The sequence below is a fragment of the Leucobacter sp. UT-8R-CII-1-4 genome (assembly GCF_030010235.1).
Taxonomy (GTDB): domain Bacteria; phylum Actinomycetota; class Actinomycetes; order Actinomycetales; family Microbacteriaceae; genus Leucobacter.
This window is the reverse complement of the sequence record NZ_JASCRS010000003.1, coordinates 372,361-393,868: the sequence shown is the minus strand read 5'-3', so window position 1 is coordinate 393,868 and position 21,508 is coordinate 372,361. Positions and strand designations below refer to the sequence as shown.

The following is a 21,508-nucleotide window of genomic DNA, read 5'->3' as shown; positions in this document are numbered from 1 at the left end:
TGCGCGGATTCACCAACGTACGTTTCTTCCAAGATTGAGGAAAGCCGTGGCTTCTCAGCTCTCATTCACGACTCGGCCCAAGCCGATCTCTTCGGCACTGCACCGGCACCCAAAGGGTCGCCTGGCAGCACTGCTCAGCCTTCCCATGATCTGGCTCGTTGGCGTCTACATTCTTTCGCTCGCGCTGCTCTTGGTTACGGCCTTCTGGGTCACCGATCCCTTCACTTCGAAAGTGAAGCCCGGGTTTACCCTCGACAACTTCGCAAGTATTTTCACTGTTCCGGCTTACCTCGCAACTGCAGGCCGCACCCTCGGTATTGCCGCAGCTGTCACCGTAATCTGCGCCGTGTTCTCGGTACCGCTCGCAATCTTTATGGCAAAGATGGCAAGCCCGTGGCTACGCTCGGTGCTCGCCGTTGCTGTCACGCTGCCTCTCTGGGCCGGCTACCTCGTCAAGATTCTCTCGGTTCGTATTGTTTTCAGCCAGGAGGGGTTTTTGAACTGGCTCTTTGCCCCCTTCGGCATTGAGGGCCCCGGCTACGGCGTGTTCGTCACGATCGTCGCCCTCGTCTACCTGTGGTTCCCCTATATGGCCATCCCGGTGTACACCGCGGTTTCGCAGATTCCCGCCAACCTTTTTGATGCGTCTTCAGACCTCGGCGCCCGCGGCATTCGCACCATCACTTCGGTGGTTGTGCCGCTGCTGAAGCCCGCCCTCATCGCCGGCTCGATCTTCACCTTCTCGCTCAGCCTCGGTGATTACATCGCAGCAAAGTTTGTTGGCGGCTCGACCCAGATGATCGGCACGATCATTGCGCAAAACATCAACCTGAACCCGCCAGTTGCCGCGGCGTTCTCTGTGGTGCCAATTGTGCTCGTACTTGTGTACCTGACAGCAGTGCGTCGCACCGGCGCCCTCGAGAACATCTAGCCGAAATCTAGGCAAGGAGACCAACATGCTTCGACTCGGCCGCGGCGCGAAGATCACCCTCTCGGTGATTGCCGCCCTCGTCATCATCAGCACCTACGTTCCACTCGTTGTGATCGTAATGAACTCGTTCAACGCGAACCGCGTTGCCGGCTGGCCGGTAATGAACTTCTCACTCGAATGGTGGGAGAAGGCGTTGACCAACCCAGCGGTGCACGCCGCGGTAATCAACTCGGTTGTGGTGGCCGCATGCGCCACTGTGATCGCGTTGATTCTTGGCACTCTCGCTTCATTCGCATTGCAGCGCTTTAAGTTCTTTGGTCGCGAGGTAGTGAACCTGCTGATCATTCTGCCGATCACCCTGCCCGGCATCGTCACCGGTGTCGCGCTCTCAAATACCTTCTACTCGGTGCTCGACCCCATCGGCATCAAAGTCGGTTATGCCGGCATGATTATCGCGCACGCAACATTCTGTGTCGTGATGGTGTTCAACAACGTCATCGCTCGCCTGCGCCGCATGAACCCAAACCTCGAAGAAGCTTCGATGGATCTTGGCGCAAGCATCGGCCAGACTTTCCGGATGGTGACCTTCCCTCAGTTCCGCAGCGCATTTATCGCGGGTGGCCTCTTGGCTTTCGCGCTCAGCTTCGACGAGGTCGTTGTGACGATCTTCACCGCCCCTCCCGGGGTTGAGACGCTGCCGCTCTGGATCATGAACCAGATGGCCCGCCCGAACGAAGCGAACCAAGTGAACGTGGTGGCAACCATCATCATCGTGCTCTCGCTCATTCCGGTCTACTTCTCACAGAAAGCGTCAGCCGCGGCAGACGCGAAGTAGCCGCACCCTGACCCAACAAAAATCCCCCTTCGGCATCTGCCGGAGGGGGATTTTTTGCATCCCTATATTAAGGAAGGGTGTTAGAGACGTTCGCGATGCTGCTCACGCAACACCTCAACAGCGCGCTCAAGCGCTGGATCATCGCCGCGAGCCAATGCCGCATACTGCAGCACTACGCCGTCTTCACTCTGCACAGCTTTAACCCACATACGTCGACGTGGCACGAAAAGCGAAGAAAGCAAACCGAGCACAGCGGCGAGGGCCGAAATCAGGATCCACATCTGGGCTGGGTTGTACATCACATCGAATGCGGCATAGCGTGGCGCATTCTCGAACGAGATAGTTCCCATGTTGTCTGGAAGATCCAGCGTTTCGCCAAGATCAAGCTCAAGTGACTTCTTATCAACGGCGCGACCCGTGAGCTGCTCCATGTTGTCAGTATCAAGCTTGTAAACCGACTGCGCGATACCAGAATCAATTCCGAGATCACCCACAAACACGTCGAGGGTGAGCACCGGGTTCTTCAGGTCAGGGTAGATCGAGGTGTAAGCACCGGTGTCAAGCTTTGCTTGAGTCGGGTAGAAGAAGCCTCGCAAACCAACCTGAGTTGGCTCACCACTACGAGAAATACCGTAAGGCACCTTGAGCACGCCAAGCGAGGTCAAGTTCAGGTCTTCTTGCGGAATGAACGGCATCGACTCGCTGTAGACCACCTCGCCCTCAGCATTTCGAATCGTCACGGTTGGCGCATAGCCGTTGGCGAGCAAGTAGACAGGTGAGCCGTGCACTCGCAGCGGGTGGTTCACACGAATAACATCGTCATTCTGCTGGCCGTCGGGAGTGGTCAGCGTAACGTTTGCACGGTACTCGCTCACCTGACCGACTGCGACATCATTGCCGTCTTCATCGGTGATGTAGTCGACCTCAAAGTCGTTGAGCTTCATAGTGAAGGGCTCAAGCTCGGTTGGGCTGAAGTAAGTGCCCGAATTGGCTGAGTCGTAATCAATCAGCTGGTTCACAAACGACTCGCCCTCAACCAGCACACGCTGACCGTTGAAGCTGAACATGCCGCCGATCGCAACGCTCACCAAAACACCAACGAGTGCGATGTGGAAGAGCAAGTTGCCGGTTTCGCGCAGGTAGCCTCGCTCCGCCGAAACCGAGATCTCCTCAGCACCCGCGCTCGGGGAGCGCTTTGAAGACTTCGCGCGCTGAATCTCAACACGGTAGTGCTGTCCGCGCAGCAGTTTTTCTGCTTCGAGGATCGCCCGCTCAGAAAACTCCTGGCGCTCTTCTGGCGTCGCTTGCGGGTTTGAAATGCGCTGCTCCGCGTAGCCGGCCATACGCTGCAAACGAGCCGGGGTGCGCGGTGGAGTACCGCGAAGCGCCTTCCAGTGGTGCGCAATACGCGGCAGTACACAACCGATAAGTGAGATAAAAAGCAGCAGATAGATCGCTGAGAACCACACCGACGAATAGACGTCAAACGCCTGGATCGGGAAGGCGTCAAGCACCTTGAACAGATCGGGGTGGTCCTGCTGGTACTGCACCACACCGTTCGGGTCGGCTGCACGCTGCGGCACGAGCGAACCTGGAATGGTTGCCACGGCGAGCAACAGCAGCAGAATCAGTGCAACACGCATGCTTGTCAGCTGACGCCAGAACCAGCGCAGGTAACCGCGAATACCAAGTTCAGGCGAGATGACTTTGTTGTCGCTTGCGTCGCCTATCGATGCAGATGCGCCGCTTGTGCCGTCGTCATAATCTTCTGGACGACCGGTACGTGCGGTGCCACGGGGGTCAGAGGATCGTGCCAAAGTCGTCCATCACCGCCTGCAAAGAAAACATAATCTGGCTCCAGATTCCGGTCACCATCAAGAGACCGATGAGGATCAGCAGGCCTCCGCCGATCAGGTTGACGACACGAATGTGCCGCTTAAAGAAGGACATCGTTTCAGTCATCCAGCCGAAGCCGAACGCTGCAAGCACAAAGGGCAGTCCGAGACCGATGCAATACGCGATTGCGAGCACCGAAGCACGAGCGAGCGAGCCCGATTGCAACGATAGCGACATGACGACGCCGAGGGTTGGCCCCATACATGGTGCCCAACCGATTGCGAAGACGATGCCCAGCAAAGGAGCCCCAGCGAGGCCAATCTTTGGCTTGAGGTTCAATCGGGTGGTGCCCTGCATCTTGCTGAATGCGCCCATAAAAACTAGGCCCATCAAGATCAGCAGCACACCCATGATTCGCACTATCAAGTCTTGCCAGTCCCAGAGCCAAAGCCCGACAGTGCCCATCAAGATGTTGAGCAGCAAAAAGACAAGCGTGAATCCGAGCACGAAGAGCAGCGAACCGAGCACCATCCGGCGACGGTCCTTGAGCTTTGCATCAGCAGGGTTTGCCGCCGATGAAGCGTTTGAGTCGGCGATGCCGGAAACATAGGCAAGGTAGCCAGGGATCAACGGCAGAACACAGGGGGAAAGGAACGAGACGAGGCCTGCGGCGAGCGCGATCAGCGAGGCAATGAGCAGTTGCCCATCGGCAACTGTCTGTTCAAGTCCCACGGGTTATCCCTCGGCCAAAGTTTCTTGCACGAGAGTACGCAGTTGCGAGGTAGCTGCAAGCTGGCCGACCACGCGATGGGCCACACGGCCCTCCTTGTCAAGCACAAGGGTCGTCGGTACCGCGTTGAGTGGCACCTGCCCTGCGAATGCGCGTTGCGCTTTGCGATCCCCCGCGGTATCCATGATTGAGGGGTACTCGATGCCAAATTCTTCAGCGAATTGCAGAGCCTGAGCTTCTTGATCACGAGTGTTTACGCCTACGAACTGAACACCTTCAGACTTGAATTCTTCGTAGACCTCAGCGAGCTGCGGTGCCTCGGCACGGCACGGCGCACAGCCTGCGTACCAAAAGTTCACCACGGTCACCGAACCAAGAATTTCGTCTGAGGTGAAATCTTCACCAAACTCGGTCACACCAGAGAATTCGACTGCGTCTTTGCGCTCTTCTGGCGCAAACGAAGTGGTCGAGCCGTCACCGGCAACGTAACCCTTGTCGCTCCCCTGGTTCCACTGTTCAGCAAGTCCGTTGCTTTCGGCCGAGCAACCCGAAAGTAGCAGGGCGCTGGCGAGGGTCAAGGCGGCTACTGGAACAAGATTTCGGCGCATTACACTGCTCCCACGTCGATCGAATCTTTCATCAATTCAGCCGCTGGTGTGCGGTAGTCAACCTCAAACCAGCGCCCGCCACGACGCTCAAAAGTGGTGATGCTCGACAGCTCGCACCGGCGCTTAGCCGGGTTGTGGAACAGTGGTTCGCCGTTAATGTCCCGGTGCGCAGCCCAAATCACTGCCTGGTGGCTGACCATAACGATGTCGCCAGACCGCTCTGCTTCCCAGGCGTCATCCATCGCTGCACGCACGCGATTCGCAATGCTGCGGTATGGCTCGCCCCAGCTTGGCCGGAATGGGTTCAGATAGCGGTACCAGTAGCGAGGATTCTTAAATGCGCTCTTACCTACCGAGCCCTCAAATGCGTTTGTGGGCTCAATAATGCGTTCATCGATTGCGATCGGCAGATTAAAAGCCTGCGCGATTGGGGCAGCTGACTGCTGAGCACGTTCAAGCGGCGAGGCGATCAGCAACGATACGGCTCGGTCGCTCGCAGCTAGCTCTTGCGCGGCAGCCTCAGCCATTCCATGCCCCAGCTCAGAGAGTTGGTACCCGGGCAGGCGCCCATAGAGCACTCCCTCAGGGTTATGTACTTCGCCATGGCGCACCAAATGCAGCAGTTTGTCGCTCACACAGACATTCTAGGTTTGCCCTCCTGTGAACATGCTGCCACGGCCCCCGCGCAGACTCCCGCTACGAAGCTTGTGCGTGTAGCGTGTGCACCGCTCCGAGCGGCAATACGTACGAATACAAGTCGAGCACGCGTTTGCCTGAAATCCACAGCCCGTCTCGCTCTTGAGCCCGGTCGTAGCCGAGTGATTCATAGAGCACGTGCGCTCCGGTCATGTGCGGTGCCGTCTTGAGCACCACCGTGTCAAAACCTTCGCGTTGAGCGTGCGCGGCCACCTCGCGCATAATCTTTGCGCCGATGCCTTGTCTTCTCGCCCTCGGCGACACAGCGAGTAAGCGAAGATCAAGTTCACCGTCTGCTGTGTCTTCGTGCAGGGGCCTGCCGTCTTTTCGCCGGGTAGTAATACTGCCAAGAATCAAGCCTTCTTGGTTTCGCGCTACCCAAACGTCAAATTGCTCTGCGCGTACCCTGGCGAAGCGCATCGAGTCACCGCGATCGCTCGGCCCGTAGTCGTGCGTATAGGCATCGAGGATCAGCTGATCAATTTCTTCGTGTTCTTCGGGCTTTGCGAATTCAATCATTGCGAGACCAACCTAGCGCTGGTGCAATCTCGCGGGCGAGCTGTTCAAGAATCTGCTTCCAATCTGCGAGTTCGAACTCGAACGGCAATTCGAATAGGTAGTCGTCGGCTGCCTGGAACGCGACATCGTTTCTAATGAATTCAATAATCTCGGCGTTACTGCCGGTGACATCTGGCGCAATCAGAGTGCGCCCACCGTGCACACCCTTCGTACGAGCCGTGCGCCCCTCAACATATCGCGCATAGCGCTCTTGCTGATCCAGCGTGGCACCTTCGGTTGGCACAATCACTCGTGCGACTGAGACTCTTGCAGAATCTCCCTCCCGGTGCGCCGCCCGGAAAGTATCAATTTGTTTGCGCTGGGCAATTGAAAAGTTTTCTTCTCCCTCTTCATAGGAGGTGATGTTGCTGACCAGCCAGTTGAGACCTGACTGGCCCGCCCACTCGGCCGAACGCAAAGAGCCCCCTCCATACCAAAGCCGCTCCGAGAGGCCCTCGCTGTGCGGCTCAACTCGTTCGCTATCGAAGTCGCCGCCGATGCCGTTGTACTCTGGCACGCTTCGCACCTGCTCACCTGAGAGCAGCGAACGAAGACGCTCGATACGGCCATACCCGTAGTCTTCTTCGCGCCAACCGGTGTCGTGCACCAGGTCGTTCACCTCTTCGGTATAACCCGGGGCGTGCACGCTGAGGCCAGGGAGCAACCGGCCTCCGCTGAGCACGTCAGCGGTGGCCAGGTCTTCGGCCAAGCGAAAAGGATTTTCAAAACCCACCGGAATCACCGCATTGCCAAGGCCAATCTTGGTAGTGCGCTGCGAGACGGCCCCGAAGAATACGGCGGGTGAGGAGAGTCCGTGCTGAAGGTGCCGAGTTCTCACCCAACCGCTATCGAGCCCGAGCGATTCGGCGTACTCGAAGAGTTCGAGCCCTTCTTCGTGACCGCGTTGCGGATCGTTTTTGTCGAAGGGAACGAGATGAATGAAGCCGACGCTCTTTACTGGCCTTGCTTGTGCTGACATAGCTACTTCCTTTGCGTAAAAAATCTATTGGGTTAGATCTGGTAGTCGGGGTTGCCTCTGGACAGGTGGTACTCGTGCAAAAAGGCTCTGGTTCGCGCCTGCACCTTCGGGCCGAAAAACTCTGCCGGGCTCGCATCATCGAGCACTTTTCCGTGCTCAAGAAAAAGCACACGATCAGCCACTTGTCGCACGAAGTTCATTTCGTGCGAGACGATCACCATGGTTTGACCATCGGCGGCAATGCCACGAATTGTCGCTAGTACTTCACCGACAAGTTCCGGGTCAAGTGCACTCGTCGGTTCATCAAGCAGCAGCACTCGCGGCCGCATTGCGAGTGCTCTCGCGATGCCAACGCGCTGTTGCTGCCCACCCGACAGCTGGGCCGGGTAGTGACCCGAGTGCGAAGCAAGCCCCACCCGGTCAAGGTGCTGTCGCGCCTCACTTTCAGCCTCTCGCGAGGACATTTTGCGAACCACACGCAGCCCTTCAGCAACGTTTTCAAGCGCCGTCTTTCGCGAGAAAAGATGAAACTGTTGAAACACCATTGCCGTACGCCGACGAAGTTCAAGCACCTCGCGTTTATGGGCGTGCTTTGCGTCAACACTGAGGTCGTCGATCACGACTCGGCCACTATCGGGTCGCTCCAAAAAATCAATGCAGCGCAGCAGGGTAGATTTTCCTGCACCCGAACTGCCAACGAGCGCCGTAGTCTGCCCTCCGGCGAACTCAAGTGAGAGATCGTCGAGAATCACACGATCGCCGTATGACTTATAAATGTGCTCTAGCGCGATCATGCCAGCCTCAGCTTTCCCGGCAATGGCCGTTTCATGCGCTGCTCGACCACCCGTGCAATTTGCTCAACGAGCACCGTGAGACCCCAGTAGATGATCGCGGTGGCCAGAAACGCCTCAAAGAAGCGGTAGTCGCGACCGCCAATGATTTTTGCGTACGCGGTAACTTCAATGAGCGACACCACAAACGCCAGAGACGACTGTTTGAGCATGCCGATGAAATGGTTCACCAGGGTGGGGAAAGCGATCACGGAGGCCACCGGAATGGTCACCCTACGCAGGGTCTGCCAGGCTGTCATGCCCAACGAGTGCGCCGCCTCAATCTCTCGGCGATCCACCGCGAGCAAAGCTGCGCGTATCGATTCCGAGCTGTAGGCTGCCTCGTTCAGAGCGAAGGTGAAGCCTGCGACGAGAAACGGAGATACCGCGACGACGTTCCAGTCTGTGCCAAATTGCGCGTTCACGGTGAGCACCAGAATTGGTGCCGCGTTTACGTTCAATAGCAGTTGCACGAGGATCGGCGTGCCTCGTAAATACGAAACGATTACGGCGGTGATTTGGCTCAGCACGGGCACTTTCGCCATTTTGATCAGCGCCATAGCCAGGCCGATCACCGTGCCGAGCAGTGTCGCGAAGACACTGATCGCCAGGGTGATCGGAACGTAGGGCAGTAACGCGAGGGTGTATTCGCCGATCGCGTTCAGGTCGATTATCTGCACTGGTTTAGAGGAGTGAGTTCGCTTGGCTAGCGACGGGGCGTTACGTCTACGCCGAAGAACTCGTTGCTCAGTTTTGCGACGGTTCCGTCGGCAATGAGTTCGTCGAGCGCGGTATTGATTTTCTTGATCGTGGCCGAGTGATCCTTCGTCTTGCTAAAGCCGTACGCCGAATAGAGGTTTGTACCAAAGGTGTCGACGAGGTAGTCGCTATCTAGCGGCGTGAACGTCACATCGAGACCCGCGTCTTCGCCGTATCCCTGATAGACCACCCGCTCAGAGAAGATGAAGTCGGTGAGACCTGCTGCGAGGTTTTGGAACTGCAGCTGCAAATCGAGTTCTGTGTAGTCAATGATGATCTGGTTGTCGGGGTTTTCGGCGTTGTAGGCCTCGAGGATCTTGGTGTAGTTGAGACCTGGGGTGCCGTAGGTGCGCTTGCCCGCGAGGTCGTCAATCGTCTTGATGTTGCTCAGGCTGCTGTTTGCGGCAAGGCCAATGCCAAATTGCGCCTCGATGTAGGGGTCGCTGAAGTCGTACTTTTCACGGCGTTCTTCGGTCGTGCTCAGATTGTTTGCTACCAAGTCGAAGCGGCCCGAGTCGAGACCGGCGAAGAGTGCAGGGAAATCGGTGACCTCAAATTTGAATTCAACGTCGTCAAGCTTCTGATCGATCAGCTTTAAGAGCTCGATGTCGTATCCGGTGAGCTCGTCGTTGTCGTCTCGGAAGGTGTATGGGCGCACTGATCCGCTTGTACCGACGAGGAGCACCTCGGTCTTGCCTTCGGCGCTCTCGCTGCCCTCAGCGTTCGCAGCCCCGGGAGCGCACGCACTGAGGCCCATGACGGCGATGGCAGCGATAGCGGCAATGCCGGAGGCGGTGCTGATCTTGAAACGGGGTGACATGCGATGGTCCTTTCGTAGTGACTGATTTGGAGCGTACGCACTCGCAACACATAACCACAAACTATGGGTCACATTATTTCAACTTATTACATGGTGTTTTTATGGCCGCCTTTTTCTAGAAGCAACTCTCGACAGCCGTGAAAGCTGCACAACTGGCAAACACACTCACGACGCGCAGATAGACTTGTGGGATGCAAGAGCGTGTGTTGATCAAAGATCTCGCTGCCCACGAAGACGGCCCCGTACGCGTTTCGGGGTGGGTCGAAAAGGTACGCGACCAGAAGTTCGTTCAGTTCGTGGTGCTCCGCGACGAAACCGGAGCGGTTCAGCTCGTGAACGGCGGCGTGCTGCGCGAGGCTGATCCAGAAAATCCGCGCTCAGACATTCTGCTGGAGCGAACTGGCACCATCACCGAACTCACCCACGGCACCTTCATCACCGTCACTGGCGAGCTACAGCACAATGAGCGCGTAAAGCTTGGTGGCGTTGAAATTCAGATCGACAAGATCGAAGTTGTCACCCGCGCCCTGCCAGACAACCCGGTCGCCGACGATTCAGGTATCGACGTTCGACTCGACTGGCGCTTCCTGGATCTGCGCCGCCCAGAGCAGAACCTGGTCTTCCGCGTGCAGACCACCTTCCTGCACGCGCTGCGTCAGGTTTGGGTGGAGCGTGGATTCATCGAGATTCAGACTCCAAAGCTGATGGCTTCGGCGAGCGAGTCTCGCGCGGAACTCTTCGAGGTTGAGTACTTCGAAGGTAAGGCGTTCCTTGCGCAGAGCCCCCAGTTCTTTAAGCAGATGGCGCAGGCCGCTGGTTTTGGTGGCATCTTCGAAGTTGGCCCAGCCTTCCGCGCTGATCCTTCGTTCACTTCACGTCACGCGACCGAGTTCACCTCGATTGACGCAGAGCTGAGCTGGATCGATTCGCACGAAGACGTCATGGAGCTGCACGAAGAGCTCATGGTTGCCGGCATCACCGCGGTGAAGGAAAAGCACGGCGCTGAGATTGAGAAGCTCTTCGGCATCGAGATTGAGGTACCAAGCCGCCCATTCCCTCGTATTCCACTGGCCGAGGCCAAGGAAATCGTGAAGGAACGCGGCTACGAGGTTCCTCGCGCGGACGCCGATATGGATCCTGAGGGCGAGCGCCAGATCGCTGCCTACGCCAAGGAAAAGTTCGGTCACGATTTCGTCTTCTTGACCGATTACGCCGCATCTATTCGCCCGTTCTACCACATGCTGAACGAAGAAGATCCGTCGCTCACCAAGAGCTACGACCTGATTTACCGTGGCACCGAGATTTCAACCGGCGCGCAGCGCGAACACCGTGTTGAGGTACTCGAGGAGCAGGCGAAGGCCAAGGGCATGGATCCAGCAGAGCTGGCGTTCTACCTGGACTTCTTCCGCTACGGCATGCCAGCACACGGCGGATTCGGCATGGGCCTGAACCGCGTGCTGATGCTGATGCTGCACCAGCCTTCGATTCGCGAAACCACCTACCTGTTCCGCGGACCAAACCGTCTGCTGCCGTAAGGGTTCACAGCTAAAAGCACACATAAAAGTGGCTCCACCATTCGGGTGGAGCCACTTTTATGTCGCCGCTTGGTCAGAAAAAAGTAAATCAGTGCCAGTTTCTGCGCGTTTTATGACGATAGCGATGCGGACCACATAGCTGAGCCAGTTTCCTAACACGATCTCTAGCGAAAATACAGTTGCCAAAAATTTATTCAAACAAGACGCGAAACTTTGTATGCTGTAGCAAATCGAGCGACTTTACATCAAGACACTAGCCTCGTTTTCAGTTACGGAACTCATGCTCGATTTCTTGGGGGAATCCCCCGGGACATCGCAGAAAATACTGCGTAGGGGAGAACTCCAGGGTCATCTACACACATCTCAGTGAAGAGAGTTTGATCATGGGAACAGCAAACACCGCTCAGCCGAGCAACGAAACACAAACGAGCAAAAAACCACAAGCAAGCAGAAAACGGAAGATTGCTGCCATCGCCGCCGGCGCTCTGGTCGTCGGCATCGGAGCAACCTACACGCTCGCGTCTTGGACCGATTCTGAATGGGTCTGGGGCGGCACCGGAAACACTCCAGGGGTTGGCACAAGCAAATTTGAGGTGCAGCAAAACGTCACCGCGCCGTTCAACGACCTGGCCGCAAACTGGGCCAATCGCGAAACCAATCCGGGCGGCGGACTGACCTTCACCGCGGGCGCACTCGCGCTGGCCCCGAATACCACCATCTACGCGCCTGTAGCTTTGCGCACAATAACCCAATCGGCCGGGGCGACAGTTACGCTGCAGAAAGCCGTCACCGCTACCCTTACCCCGCCATACAACGCCGCCACCTCCGACCCGAACAGCGATCTATGGAAATCAATCAAGGTCTCGGTATACACACAGTCAGTCACCAGCCCGGTCACCTCACCGACAGCAGCCTGTGACGCGGCCAACATCGCATCATGGGGCACACCCATCGCAGGGATCACCTCGCTCGACACCACCGCGACGGCAACACAAACCCTGAGCGGTAACGCTGGATCGACCCAGCACTATTGCTTCGTACTGCAACTCCCAGCCACACTGCAATCGGGCTTGACGGCGACATCGATCGACGACCTACAGGGACGCACTATCGCTCCCGCGTGGGAATTCAAGTCGATTTCCACTCCATAACAGTCAGCCGGGCCTAGGGGTCAACCATGTTCCGAAAAACGTTTGGAGCAGCTGCCACGGCGGTCCTCGTCGTGGCAGCCCTCGGGCTGGGTTGCTGGTTCGTTTACGCGGCGACTACGGGAGCGAGCATCATCGTTTTCCGAACCGGTTCGATGAGTCCAACGATGCCGCAGGGGGCGCTTGCGGTCTCAGTGCCGGTTGAGGCGAGCGACGTCCGAGTCGGCGACGTGATCACGCTGCAGCGAGCAGGAGAATCGTTACCTGTCACACATCGCGTTATTGATATCAGCCCGGTCTCGCCACGCAACGAAGGCGACGCCGACATCCGGGCCGCAATGCCCGGCGGGAAGGCGCCCGATATCAATAGCTCCGATGCACGGCAAGTGCTCCTGCAGGGCGACGCCAATCGCACCTCCGACCCACAGCCCTACGCATTCACCGAGACGAAAAAGACAATCTTTTCGCTCCCCTATCTCGGCTCGGCCATCATGATGCTTCAATCCCCCATAGGAATGGGGATCCTCGTCATTGCAGTAGGGGCACTCGTCACCTGGGCATTTTGGCCAAAACCTTCTGCCAGCGAGAGCAGCACCACTGAAAAAACAGCCGTACCCGTATAGGCAGTTTCACGCAAAGGAGGGCCGCCATGAATCTTCGTAATTCAGCGCTCGCACTTGCGCTTGCGTTCGGAGTCATCACGACTCTGGGTGTTGGACTCACAGCGACGCGCGCCGCAGCCGTCTTCAACCAGATCACCGAAACAGGCACTCCCGGTTACCTGAAACTTGCCGTCGACTCAGGATCTCAATTGTTTGCAGATCTCAACCCGGGCGACTCCGCGACGTGGCTCATTCAGGCTGCTCTCCATGATGCCCCCTCAAGCACCCTCACCATTGAAGTGCAAGGCCGGGGGGCAATGATCAATCACTCCAATATGCGTGTCACACTCATCGCCTGCGCCGGCACGTTCCAGAGCGCCACCGCCGGCGCAAGCTGCGCTGGCACAAGCCAGACGATTCTGAACGATCAGCCGCTCGGCCAAGTGATCCAGTCAGGGCAACTCACTGATCTGAGTACCTTGCAAGACGGGCAGCCCCGCGAACTGCTTGTCACACTGGCTGTACCAGCGAGTACCCCGGTAGCGCTATTCGAAGGCGAAAGTGCAGTCATCGGTATTGGCGTGCACGCAAGCGGCGATAACACGCCACCTGTCGTCACCCCTCCCGGCCAGAGGGCTGCACAGCCTCAAAGTCTCGCAGCAACCGGCACCGACGCGCTCGCACTGGGCATGCTCTCCCTCGGGCTAATTGGTTTGGCCCTCTCGCTATCGCTACTTCGAACCGCGAACGCACGCCACCGAGTGATCACAACGCAGACCTCGACCTCTTCAACGCAAAGCACCGCAGCAACAGACGCGGGGGCACCCCATGCCTAGATCACGCAAAGCACTTCGACACCGTCGGGGCATCGCTGGCATTGCTGCCGTCATGATCGCGTCGATCGCTCTCGTCGCTCAACAGGGGATCACCACTGATGCCAGTTGGACCGATGCCGAATGGACAAACGGTCGAGCCATGACCACACCAAAATGTTCGGCTGCCACTGGACAATTCGCGGCCCGCGGCGAGGGGCGGGCGCTCAGCGGTGGGTTGCTCGGCATCAACCTTGATACCCTCGCGGAGGCCAGTGGCGTGGAGGTCACCCAGAACGGTGATCGCTCAAAAGAGACTCGCGGGGTTGCCACTTCGCTCGGAAACGATGCGTACTCGAACCCACTCAATGTGGTTGCGCTATCTGCGGTCAATGTCAATCTCGGGCAAGGCATTTTGCAATTGCCGCTCGACAACAGCCTTGGCGTGCTCGGCCAATATGGGCAGGCACAGAGCACGGGTGTCTCAGTGGGCGCTTCTGGGTTCGTCACCAACACCGGCGGCATTGCTTTGGCACCTGGCAATGGCTATCCGCAGCTTGGCACCATCAATCTCAAGAACTTGCTCAATTCAACCGGCCTCAACCTCGGCACTCTCGTGAGTGGTGTCACTGACGTTGACCTCGAACTTGGCGCGGTTGCTGGGCGCGCAACTCTCAACGGCTGTTCTCAAGTGTGGCAACAGTCTGTCGCGAATGCGCTGACTCGTGATTACCTCGCGTCATCGGTAAAAACCAAAATCTCCTCACCGACAGTAGGAGCGCTCGTCACCGGAGTAAGTAACACGATCACCACACTCGAACAGACTGTGAACCAGGTTGCCGGTAACGCGGGGGTGACCAGTTCGATTGTGAACGGCACCAAAAACCTGCTCAACAGCCTAATCTCAAACCCAATTCTGAGCTTGGGTGAGGTCACCGCCACGGTCTCGGCAACTATCAACACGACAGCGGTTCGCTCGCTTCTCACCGAAACCATCACCGATAGCGGTGGCGTGGTGGCGATCAATCTGGCTCAGGGCACAATAACCGTCAATACCGCAGCGCTGCTCGCAGCGGCCTACCCCGGCAGCTATGGAAGTGGGCTCAACAGTCTGCCGCCCAACACAGATTTGCTCGGCAACAAGACTGTCGTACCAACACTTACCGCCGCCGTGAATAACGCTCTAAACAGCTGGATAGCCCGGGTAAACACCGCACTCACTCAAGCGATCGATGCGGTCTCGGTTACCGCCGCTGTCACCATCGCCTTGCGGGTGGAAGTCTGCACTCTCGGCTGCTTGCAGGTACCTATCGGGACTATCTCCGCGAATGTGCACGGCAGCCTCAAAGACCTTTTGGCAGGCACAGTGCAGGCGACCACAAGCACCAATCTCAACTTAGGCGCTATCGGCGCGATTCTGTCGGGAATCGTTAATCCGCTGATCAACACCTTGCTAGGCGGGCTCGTAAACGGCCTTGGCAAGATCGCGGGCGACGCGGTGAACGCCGTGCTCAACACTTTACGAACGCTACCATCGACGGTGTTGAACCTCGCACCACCAATCACAAATGTGGTCGCGAATGTCTATGCGCAGCTCTTCATCAGCGGTGTCGTTCAATTGCTCGTCAACGCCCAAAATGCGCCGGCCGCAGTGCCTGGGGCAGGCGCAGCCCCAGCCGATTGGTCGACGCTGCCAGCGGGCCGCTTCGACGTGGCGGCACTACGAGTTGGTGTGCTCGGAGCGCTCCCGGCAAACTCGGTTCGCCTGTATCTTGGCCGCGGATCCGTGGGCACGAATTGTTTGGCCGAGCGACCCCCATCGGCGGGCAGCCCGTGCCGTCTGTATTAGGCCTGCAATCTCGCTGAGTACGGGTTCTGGGTCTAGATCGTGAAGTCTGTTGCCACGCGAGCGGCAGCAACTGTTGGCATGTACTGCAATGCCGGCTGGTGCTCCGGGTGCTTCGCGTAAAATTCGAGACCTTCGGCATCATCAAAATCAGCGATCAGGGTGAGGTCGAAGTTTGCGCCGTCAAACAGTTCGTTTCGATGCAGGCTCAGCGCGCGCACGCTCTCGATTTTTTCACGAAGCGGATCGATGAGCGCGATAGCCTCGGCAGCCTGAGCGTCGCGCTGCTCTTTGGTCTCGCCGTTGAACTTCCAAGAAACAATATGGCGCAGGGTCATGACTTCGGGGTGCTTTCTGTGTTTCGTGTGAAAAATGCTGGTTTGCGGGCAGCCTTCTGAATCGCAGCCGTCAGGCGATCCCCGTCTACCCGCCAAATCGCGTGCCGTTTACCGTTCAACAGCACCACTGGAATCTCTTCCGAGTGCAGCCGAGCCAGGGTTTCGTCTTCAAGAATGTTTTGCTCAAGAAGAGTCGTGCTTTGCCCTCGTTCGTCTAACGAGGATCGAACCTGCTCAATCACGGCTCTGGCGTCATCGCAGAGGTGGCAACCTGGCTTTGAAAGCAACGTGATTTCGACGGTTTTTGGCACGAAACCAGTCTAAGCCAGGCCACCCTCTGGATCAGCGACGGCGAACCACAACCAGGGAATCATCGATCAACGCAGCTGCGCCCTCGGGGTCCTTCACCTGACGTTGTCGAATCTCAGCAACCTCAACCACGTACTCGGCAGTGTGTTGCGGTTCAGCTGTAGCGCTTGCGAGGCCCAGCTGCGCCAGTTCGTCTGCGGGCGAGTAAAACGTCGGGCCCTTGCGCTGCGCCGAGTGATCATGGCCGGGATCGAGCTGACCCTGCTGGCTGTTTGCCCACGGTGGCGGTGCCGCGTGGGAGACCAACACCAGCCGTCCACCCGGGGTGAGCCTTGCCAGTGCAGCTCGTAAGATCTCGGCTCGCAGCAGTTCAACGGGCGACTGGAAAAAGCTTGCGGTGATCAGCTCGAATGCTTCTTGTTCGCAATCATCTTGCAAACCAGCAGAGGCCCACTCGGCAAGATTTCTCACCTCGAACGATGCTTGATCACTACTCTTTGCTGTGACTGCGGCCCTCGCCCTGTTGACAGCGGTGGGCGAGAGTTCGATGCCGCGCGCTTGCCAGCCGCGCTCCGCAAGCCAAAGCACGTCAGCCCCCTCGCCACTGCCAAGGTCAAGAGATCGACCCGGCACCAATTCGGCCACCGCACTCGCGAGAGTGGCGTTCACCTTGCCCGACCAAATCGGCGAGCTGCCCGCGTAGCGTTGTTCCCAAAACTCTTCGGGAGAGCCAGAATCCGGGTATGCAGCAGAGGGTCTGGCGCCGTTGTTGTGGTTGGTATTGTGCTGGTGCATTGTCACACCCCTGAGGTCGGCGTCTGCTGCGAACGCTGGGCTTGCTGCGCGAGATCAAAGTCTTCTTCGACGAGCACAAAGTTTAGGCCTCCGCCGGCCATCGCTCCGGCGGCCATTGCCTGTGGCACAGCAGTTGCCGGTGCCACCACATTGCCAACCGCCCAAATACGCGGGTGGCTCGTGCGGCCGGTCGGATCCACCGCAATAAATGACCCGAAAGGACTTTCAGATCGCTTCAGTTGCAAACTCGCCAGCATCTCGTCGTGCGGGCGCAGCGTTGCAGCCGTGAAAATTGCATCGATCGGCAGCTCGCGACCGTTCACGGTGCGAATAGCGGTAACGCTTTGCTCGTTGTTCACAACTTCTGAGATTGGCTCGGACACGAGCTCGATACCCCGTGCGAGCAGCCGCTGAGTTGCGGCTTCGTCGAGTTCACCGAGCGCATCGGTAAAGACGGTGAGCTGATCTGTCCACTGCCGCAGCAGCAGTGCCTGGTGCATTCCAAGCGGCGAAGTTGGCACGACCGCGATGCGAGTGTTGCGCACCTCCCAACCGTGGCAATACGGACAGTGCAGCACAGAGGATCCCCAGTGCTGTGCGAGTCCGGGGATCGGCGGCAAGTCATCGCTAACTCCTGTGGCAAGCACCACACTTCTTGCGATGATTTCGCTACCGTCATCGAGCGCGAGCGCGAGCGTCGCGCCGAGGTCTCGCACTGATTCAACTCGGCCATCTCGAAACTGGACACCGTAGCTTTCAGCCTCGATTTTGCCTTTGCCAATGAGCTCGAGCGGGGGCGTGCCATCGTGCCCGAGCACATTGTGCATGTGTGCGGCGAAGCGGTTGCGCGGCTGGCCTGCGTCGATTACAAGCGTGCGGCGTAACGAACGCCCAAGTGCCTGAGCCGCGCTCAAGCCTGCGGCACCAGAACCAATGATTACTGCGTCCCATGTGTGTTGTGTCATAAACTCAGCATTGCCGCGCTTGGCTGTTTTCGCAAAGCTATTTGCAGAAATGGCAATACGGTGAAATGATTCGAACATGCAGGAACTACAGCAACTCGGCACAAAGCTTCGCGCCGCCAGGCAAGAAAAAGGCTGGACGCTTGAAGAGCTCGCGAGCAAGGCCGGCATGTCCACAAGCACCCTCTCGCGCCTTGAATCAGGCAAAAGACAAGCGAGCCTCGAACTACTCCTACCGATTACCCGGCAACTCGGCATTCGAATCGACGACCTGCTCGAAGAGCCAGAACGCGACCCGAAAGTGCGCAGACCAACCTCAACCCGCAACGGAATAATTGTGGCGCCACTCACCCGCGAAGAATCAGATGTGCGCGCGTTCAAATTAACTTACCCAGCCAAAGCCGAGGCAGCCAAGTTGCAAGTGCACGAAGGCCTCGAGTGGGTCTACGTGCTCTCAGGCGAACTTGAACTCACCCTAGGCGAGACTAGCCACACACTCACACAGGGCGAAGCCGCAGAGTTCGACACCAACACTCCACACCGAATGCGGGCAGCGGGATCACGTCGCTGCGAGGTCATCAGCATCTTCAATACCGTCGGAGAGCGACTGCACCTAATGAGCCACTAACAAGTCGAAACCCCTGGAACCCTCAGAACAAACACAGAAAGCGCCGCACCCAAAGGGTACGACGCTCTCGCAATTCGCTTTCGCGAATTACTTCTTGTTGCGGCGCTGGTGACGCGTCTTACGAAGCAGCTTGCGGTGCTTCTTCTTTGACATACGCTTACGGCGCTTCTTGATAACTGAACCCACAGTAACCTCACAAAATCTCAGGGCCGCGCGATCTGAGGCCCACAAAAATACAATCTTACAACGTTATGCACGCAAGCGAAAACGCGCGACGAGCTCTTTTACCCGATGCTCGGCGTTTGCCATCGCTCGACCAATATTCTCGGCAGCCGTCGCGAGCTCTTCAGGCAGCACTTCGTCGTCGCCAAGAGGCGCCTCAGGGTCAGGCAGAAGCTCTCCCGTTTCAGACCGATATTCCACGGTCACTTCGGTATCAAAACCAACCGAGAGGAACGGAATAATAAAATCCTCGATCATCTCAAGTGGCTCTGGATCGAGCGTGTAGAAACGATGCTGTCCCTCTTCACGCACGGTCACAAGCTCTGCCTCGCGCAGCACTTTCAGATGCTTCGACACGGTCGGCTGACTCAGCTCAAGCTGAGCCACGATCTCTGAGACGCTGATCTCGGCATCCTGCTGGTGGCGCTCAAGAAGCACCTGCAAAATGTCGCGTCGGGTGGCGTCGGAGATCACCCCGAAAATATCTGGCATAACACCCAGGGTAGTCCAGAGGCGGCCTCAGTGTGTCCGAAATTACTTCTCGGGGGTAGCATGACACTCTACGGACGTCACAAACCAGAGCGCCCGTCACCAAATACCGACTGATTCTGACTAAAGAGGAAGCTATTGTGAGGGGATTTCTCGCGCCGCGTCGATCGGTAGCGTCTCTTTCGCAAAAAACGTGGCTGCACTCACTCATTCAGTCATCGCCAGCACGCTTCGCACTGCTCATTTTCACGGCGCTCATCCTGCTCTGGACAGCACTGCTCTCACTGCCAATTGCCAGCCGGACCGGCACCATGACACCGCTCGCCGATGCGCTCTTCACAGCGGTTTCAGCAATCTGCGTGACCGGCCTCAGCACGGTCAACATGGCCGAACACTGGTCACTCTTTGGCGATCTTGTCATCTTGCTCGGTCTTCAAATCGGCGGCATCGGAGTGCTCACCCTCGCAAGCATTCTTGGCCTCACCGTGACCAGGCGTCTCGGTCTGCGCCAGCGCCTTCTCGCCGCGAGCGACACAAACCCGGCACGCACCACAAAAGGGTCAAGTGAAAGCCAAGCCATTGGTCTCGGTGAAATGGGTGGCCTGCTCGCTGCGGTAGCACTCAGCCTGCTTGTCATTGAAGCAGCCCTCACCCTATTGATCACGCCGCGCATGCTGGTTGCCGGATACAGCTTCTGGGAAGCCCTTTGGTACGGCTTCTACCTCGCTGCCTCATCGTTCACGAACACCGGTTTTGTGCCGATGTCCGAGGGCCTCGCGCCCTACGCAACCGACACCTACCTCTTAGTCGTTCTCGCCCTCGGCGTCTTTCTTGGCAGCATAGGTTTTCCAGTAATTTTCGCGCTCTATCGGGTGGTCGTGCGCGGAGGCTGGCGCTCCCACAAGCGCCTAGGGCTGCACGCAAAGCTCACGCTCACCACCACGATCGCATTTGTGATCCTCGGCTGGATCGCGATTGGCGCGCTTGAGGCAGATAATCCCGGCACCTTCGGCAACGAAAACTTCTGGCAGACCCTGATGCAATCCGGCTACATGTCGGTAATGACCAGGTCTGGCGGGCTCGGCATTATCGATCCGACCGACATGAACGGCTCAACCATGCTCGCCATGGACATGCTCATGTTCGTCGGCGGCGGCTCAGCCTCAACCGCGGGCGGTATCAAGGTCACCACAATTGCGGTGCTCTTCCTGGCCGCCTACGCCGAAGCTCGCGGTTACAAAAACGTGCAAGTCTTCGAACGCAGCATTCCAAACGAAGTTGTGCGCCTCGCCGTCTCCATCGTGATCTGGGGCGCGACCATCGTCGCCGCTTCGACCATCACCCTGCTGCACATGACCAAGTTGCCGCTTGATCTTGTGCTCTTTGAAGTGATTTCCGCGTTCGGCACGTGTGGCCTGTCAACAGGTCTCTCTGAAGCCCTACCGGACTCTGGAAAGTACGTGCTCGCCGCCACAATGTGGGCCGGTCGAGTCGGCACCGTCACGCTCGCCGCAGCAATTGCGGCAACCAGCCGCAGGCGCATGTTTAGCCTGCCCGAAGAAAGGCCGATCGTTGGTTGATATTCGCAGCGACGCACCCGTCATCGTGATTGGCCTTGGCCGCTTCGGGGCGGCCACCGCTGGTCAGCTCGACCGCCAAGACCGCGAAGTGTTGGTGGTCGATACCGACATGCAGCTCGTACAGAAGTGGGCCGATCGAGTCACCCACGCGGTGCAGGCAGACGCCAGATCGATGGAGGCTCTGCGCCAGATCGGCGCTGACCAGTTTCAGATCGCCGTCGTCGCCACTGGCGCATCGATCGAGGCCAGTGTGCTCATTGCCGCAAACCTGGTAGACCTTGGCATTCCGCAGATTTGGGCGAAGGCAATTTCGCAGTCGCACGGCAAGATTCTTGAGCGTATTGGCGTGAACCATGTCATCTACCCAGAGCGAGAGGCGGGCGAGCGCGTCGCCCACCTGCTTAGCGGCAGCATGCTCGACTTCATCCAGTTTGATGACAACTACGTGATCGCCAAAATGTACCCGCCGCGCTCAATTCGCGGTCTGTCACTTGAAGCCAGCGGCGTGCGCACTCGTTACCGCGTGACGGTGGTCGGCGTGAAAACGCCTGGCCAGCCGTTCACTCACGCAACGCAGCACACCGTCGTTTCACCGCGAGACCTGATTATCGTTTCAGGCACGGCAGAAGACGTGGAACGCTTCGCCACAATCGGCTAGCT

At 57.9% G+C, this 21,508-nt stretch carries 25 protein-coding genes; 10 read left to right on the top strand and 15 right to left on the bottom strand.

Annotation, left to right across the window (positions count from 1 at the left end; translation table 11 throughout):
• Window positions 1-46: 46 nt before the first annotated feature.
• Window positions 47-931: an ABC transporter permease gene (locus tag QBL02_RS09185; RefSeq protein WP_282726120.1), complete on the top strand. Its 885-nt coding sequence runs from the start codon at window positions 47-49 to the stop codon at window positions 929-931.
• A 25-nt stretch (window positions 932-956) separates the two neighbouring features.
• Entirely contained in the window at window positions 957-1,766 is an 810-nt protein-coding gene (locus QBL02_RS09180; RefSeq protein ID WP_282726119.1) for an ABC transporter permease, read from the top strand.
• Window positions 1,767-1,846: 80 nt separating this feature from the next.
• On the opposite strand, the gene QBL02_RS09175 is transcribed toward QBL02_RS09180, so the two are convergent.
• The 9 genes from QBL02_RS09175 to QBL02_RS09135 form a co-directional block, all read right to left on the bottom strand.
• On the bottom strand, window positions 1,847-3,583 hold the full coding sequence (locus QBL02_RS09175; protein WP_282726118.1) for a cytochrome c biogenesis protein ResB: 1,737 nt from the start codon (window positions 3,581-3,583) through the stop codon (window positions 1,847-1,849).
• On the bottom strand, window positions 3,567-4,334 hold the full coding sequence (locus QBL02_RS09170) for a cytochrome c biogenesis protein CcdA (RefSeq protein ID WP_282726117.1): 768 nt from the start codon (window positions 4,332-4,334) through the stop codon (window positions 3,567-3,569). Before QBL02_RS09170 ends, QBL02_RS09175 begins: the two co-directional genes overlap by 17 nt.
• A 3-nt stretch (window positions 4,335-4,337) precedes the next feature.
• Complete coding sequence (locus tag QBL02_RS09165; RefSeq protein ID WP_282726116.1) at window positions 4,338-4,940, bottom strand: TlpA disulfide reductase family protein; 603 nt, start codon at window positions 4,938-4,940, stop codon at window positions 4,338-4,340.
• Window positions 4,940-5,575, bottom strand: coding sequence for a histidine phosphatase family protein (locus QBL02_RS09160; RefSeq protein ID WP_282726115.1), 636 nt, complete (start codon window positions 5,573-5,575; stop codon window positions 4,940-4,942). Before QBL02_RS09160 ends, QBL02_RS09165 begins: the two co-directional genes overlap by 1 nt.
• A gap of 61 nt (window positions 5,576-5,636) precedes the next feature.
• Window positions 5,637-6,155 (bottom strand): GNAT family N-acetyltransferase, encoded by a 519-nt coding sequence (locus QBL02_RS09155; protein ID WP_282726114.1) that lies wholly within the window; start codon window positions 6,153-6,155, stop codon window positions 5,637-5,639.
• Window positions 6,148-7,173: an LLM class flavin-dependent oxidoreductase gene (locus tag QBL02_RS09150; protein ID WP_282726113.1), complete on the bottom strand. Its 1,026-nt coding sequence runs from the start codon at window positions 7,171-7,173 to the stop codon at window positions 6,148-6,150. Before QBL02_RS09150 ends, QBL02_RS09155 begins: the two co-directional genes overlap by 8 nt.
• Before the next feature lie 32 nt (window positions 7,174-7,205).
• Window positions 7,206-7,967: an amino acid ABC transporter ATP-binding protein gene (locus tag QBL02_RS09145; protein WP_282726112.1), complete on the bottom strand. Its 762-nt coding sequence runs from the start codon at window positions 7,965-7,967 to the stop codon at window positions 7,206-7,208.
• On the bottom strand, window positions 7,964-8,683 hold the full coding sequence (locus tag QBL02_RS09140) for an amino acid ABC transporter permease (RefSeq protein ID WP_282726110.1): 720 nt from the start codon (window positions 8,681-8,683) through the stop codon (window positions 7,964-7,966). Before QBL02_RS09140 ends, QBL02_RS09145 begins: the two co-directional genes overlap by 4 nt.
• Before the next feature lie 26 nt (window positions 8,684-8,709).
• On the bottom strand, window positions 8,710-9,582 hold the full coding sequence (locus tag QBL02_RS09135) for a transporter substrate-binding domain-containing protein (protein WP_282726108.1): 873 nt from the start codon (window positions 9,580-9,582) through the stop codon (window positions 8,710-8,712).
• Between the two features lie 191 nt (window positions 9,583-9,773).
• Between QBL02_RS09135 and aspS the strand changes: the two genes are divergently transcribed.
• The 5 genes from aspS (at window position 9,774) to QBL02_RS09110 (ending at window position 15,528) form a co-directional block, all read left to right on the top strand.
• Complete coding sequence (aspS, locus tag QBL02_RS09130; protein WP_282726107.1) at window positions 9,774-11,117, top strand: aspartate--tRNA(Asn) ligase; 1,344 nt, start codon at window positions 9,774-9,776, stop codon at window positions 11,115-11,117.
• Between the two features lie 383 nt (window positions 11,118-11,500).
• A complete protein-coding gene (locus tag QBL02_RS09125) occupies window positions 11,501-12,268 on the top strand; it encodes an acyl-CoA dehydrogenase (protein WP_282726106.1) in 768 nt (255 codons plus the stop codon).
• Between the two features lie 26 nt (window positions 12,269-12,294).
• The gene (locus tag QBL02_RS09120; protein WP_282726105.1) at window positions 12,295-12,888 is read left to right on the top strand and encodes a signal peptidase I; all 594 of its coding nucleotides are present in this window, start codon (window positions 12,295-12,297) and stop codon (window positions 12,886-12,888) included.
• Window positions 12,889-12,914: 26 nt separating this feature from the next.
• The gene (locus QBL02_RS09115) at window positions 12,915-13,703 is read left to right on the top strand and encodes a hypothetical protein (protein ID WP_282726104.1); all 789 of its coding nucleotides are present in this window, start codon (window positions 12,915-12,917) and stop codon (window positions 13,701-13,703) included.
• On the top strand, window positions 13,696-15,528 hold the full coding sequence (locus QBL02_RS09110; RefSeq protein WP_282726102.1) for a choice-of-anchor G family protein: 1,833 nt from the start codon (window positions 13,696-13,698) through the stop codon (window positions 15,526-15,528). Before QBL02_RS09115 ends, QBL02_RS09110 begins: the two co-directional genes overlap by 8 nt.
• 32 nt (window positions 15,529-15,560) lie before the next feature.
• Here the strand turns inward: QBL02_RS09110 and QBL02_RS09105 are convergent, their stop codons facing one another.
• The 4 genes from QBL02_RS09105 to QBL02_RS09090 are packed head-to-tail and all read right to left on the bottom strand — an operon-like array spanning window position 15,561 to window position 17,932.
• A complete protein-coding gene (locus tag QBL02_RS09105; RefSeq protein WP_282726101.1) occupies window positions 15,561-15,863 on the bottom strand; it encodes a Dabb family protein in 303 nt (100 codons plus the stop codon).
• On the bottom strand, window positions 15,860-16,174 hold the full coding sequence (locus QBL02_RS09100) for a glutaredoxin family protein (protein WP_282726100.1): 315 nt from the start codon (window positions 16,172-16,174) through the stop codon (window positions 15,860-15,862). Before QBL02_RS09100 ends, QBL02_RS09105 begins: the two co-directional genes overlap by 4 nt.
• A 31-nt stretch (window positions 16,175-16,205) precedes the next feature.
• Window positions 16,206-16,967, bottom strand: a complete 762-nt coding sequence (locus tag QBL02_RS09095; RefSeq protein WP_282726099.1) for a class I SAM-dependent methyltransferase — start codon at window positions 16,965-16,967, stop codon at window positions 16,206-16,208.
• Between the two features lie 2 nt (window positions 16,968-16,969).
• Window positions 16,970-17,932, bottom strand: coding sequence for an NAD(P)/FAD-dependent oxidoreductase (locus QBL02_RS09090; protein ID WP_282726098.1), 963 nt, complete (start codon window positions 17,930-17,932; stop codon window positions 16,970-16,972).
• Between the two features lie 76 nt (window positions 17,933-18,008).
• On the opposite strand from QBL02_RS09090, the gene QBL02_RS09085 reads away from it, so the two are divergent.
• Window positions 18,009-18,557: an XRE family transcriptional regulator gene (locus QBL02_RS09085; protein WP_282726097.1), complete on the top strand. Its 549-nt coding sequence runs from the start codon at window positions 18,009-18,011 to the stop codon at window positions 18,555-18,557.
• A gap of 87 nt (window positions 18,558-18,644) precedes the next feature.
• Here QBL02_RS09085 and QBL02_RS09080 read toward each other — a convergent pair whose 3' ends face one another.
• Window positions 18,645-18,743 carry an AURKAIP1/COX24 domain-containing protein gene (locus tag QBL02_RS09080; RefSeq protein WP_005504750.1) on the bottom strand — a complete coding sequence of 33 codons (99 nt, stop codon included), beginning with the start codon at window positions 18,741-18,743 and terminating at the stop codon, window positions 18,645-18,647.
• A 63-nt stretch (window positions 18,744-18,806) separates the two neighbouring features.
• The gene (locus tag QBL02_RS09075; protein ID WP_282726096.1) at window positions 18,807-19,271 is read right to left on the bottom strand and encodes a metalloregulator ArsR/SmtB family transcription factor; all 465 of its coding nucleotides are present in this window, start codon (window positions 19,269-19,271) and stop codon (window positions 18,807-18,809) included.
• A gap of 194 nt (window positions 19,272-19,465) precedes the next feature.
• Here QBL02_RS09075 and QBL02_RS09070 point away from each other — a divergent pair, with 194 nt between their 5' ends.
• Complete coding sequence (locus tag QBL02_RS09070; protein ID WP_282726215.1) at window positions 19,466-20,848, top strand: potassium transporter TrkG; 1,383 nt, start codon at window positions 19,466-19,468, stop codon at window positions 20,846-20,848.
• Window positions 20,841-21,506, top strand: a complete 666-nt coding sequence (locus QBL02_RS09065) for a TrkA family potassium uptake protein (RefSeq protein ID WP_282726095.1) — start codon at window positions 20,841-20,843, stop codon at window positions 21,504-21,506. Before QBL02_RS09070 ends, QBL02_RS09065 begins: the two co-directional genes overlap by 8 nt.
• Window positions 21,507-21,508: the final 2 nt, after the last annotated feature.

Coding starts and splice junctions, on each gene's coding strand:
- QBL02_RS09180 (WP_282726119.1), top strand. CDS start 957: ATGCTTCGACTCGGCCGCGGCGCGAAGATCACCCTCTCGGTGATTGCC.
- QBL02_RS09165 (WP_282726116.1), bottom strand. CDS start 4,940: ATGCGCCGAAATCTTGTTCCAGTAGCCGCCTTGACCCTCGCCAGCGCC.
- QBL02_RS09155 (WP_282726114.1), bottom strand. CDS start 6,155: ATGATTGAATTCGCAAAGCCCGAAGAACACGAAGAAATTGATCAGCTG.
- QBL02_RS09150 (WP_282726113.1), bottom strand. CDS start 7,173: ATGTCAGCACAAGCAAGGCCAGTAAAGAGCGTCGGCTTCATTCATCTC.
- QBL02_RS09145 (WP_282726112.1), bottom strand. CDS start 7,967: ATGATCGCGCTAGAGCACATTTATAAGTCATACGGCGATCGTGTGATT.
- QBL02_RS09135 (WP_282726108.1), bottom strand. CDS start 9,582: ATGTCACCCCGTTTCAAGATCAGCACCGCCTCCGGCATTGCCGCTATC.
- aspS (WP_282726107.1), top strand. CDS start 9,774: ATGCAAGAGCGTGTGTTGATCAAAGATCTCGCTGCCCACGAAGACGGC.
- QBL02_RS09125 (WP_282726106.1), top strand. CDS start 11,501: ATGGGAACAGCAAACACCGCTCAGCCGAGCAACGAAACACAAACGAGC.
- QBL02_RS09120 (WP_282726105.1), top strand. CDS start 12,295: ATGTTCCGAAAAACGTTTGGAGCAGCTGCCACGGCGGTCCTCGTCGTG.
- QBL02_RS09115 (WP_282726104.1), top strand. CDS start 12,915: ATGAATCTTCGTAATTCAGCGCTCGCACTTGCGCTTGCGTTCGGAGTC.
- QBL02_RS09110 (WP_282726102.1), top strand. CDS start 13,696: ATGCCTAGATCACGCAAAGCACTTCGACACCGTCGGGGCATCGCTGGC.
- QBL02_RS09105 (WP_282726101.1), bottom strand. CDS start 15,863: ATGACCCTGCGCCATATTGTTTCTTGGAAGTTCAACGGCGAGACCAAA.
- QBL02_RS09095 (WP_282726099.1), bottom strand. CDS start 16,967: ATGCACCAGCACAATACCAACCACAACAACGGCGCCAGACCCTCTGCT.
- QBL02_RS09090 (WP_282726098.1), bottom strand. CDS start 17,932: ATGACACAACACACATGGGACGCAGTAATCATTGGTTCTGGTGCCGCA.
- QBL02_RS09085 (WP_282726097.1), top strand. CDS start 18,009: ATGCAGGAACTACAGCAACTCGGCACAAAGCTTCGCGCCGCCAGGCAA.
- QBL02_RS09075 (WP_282726096.1), bottom strand. CDS start 19,271: ATGCCAGATATTTTCGGGGTGATCTCCGACGCCACCCGACGCGACATT.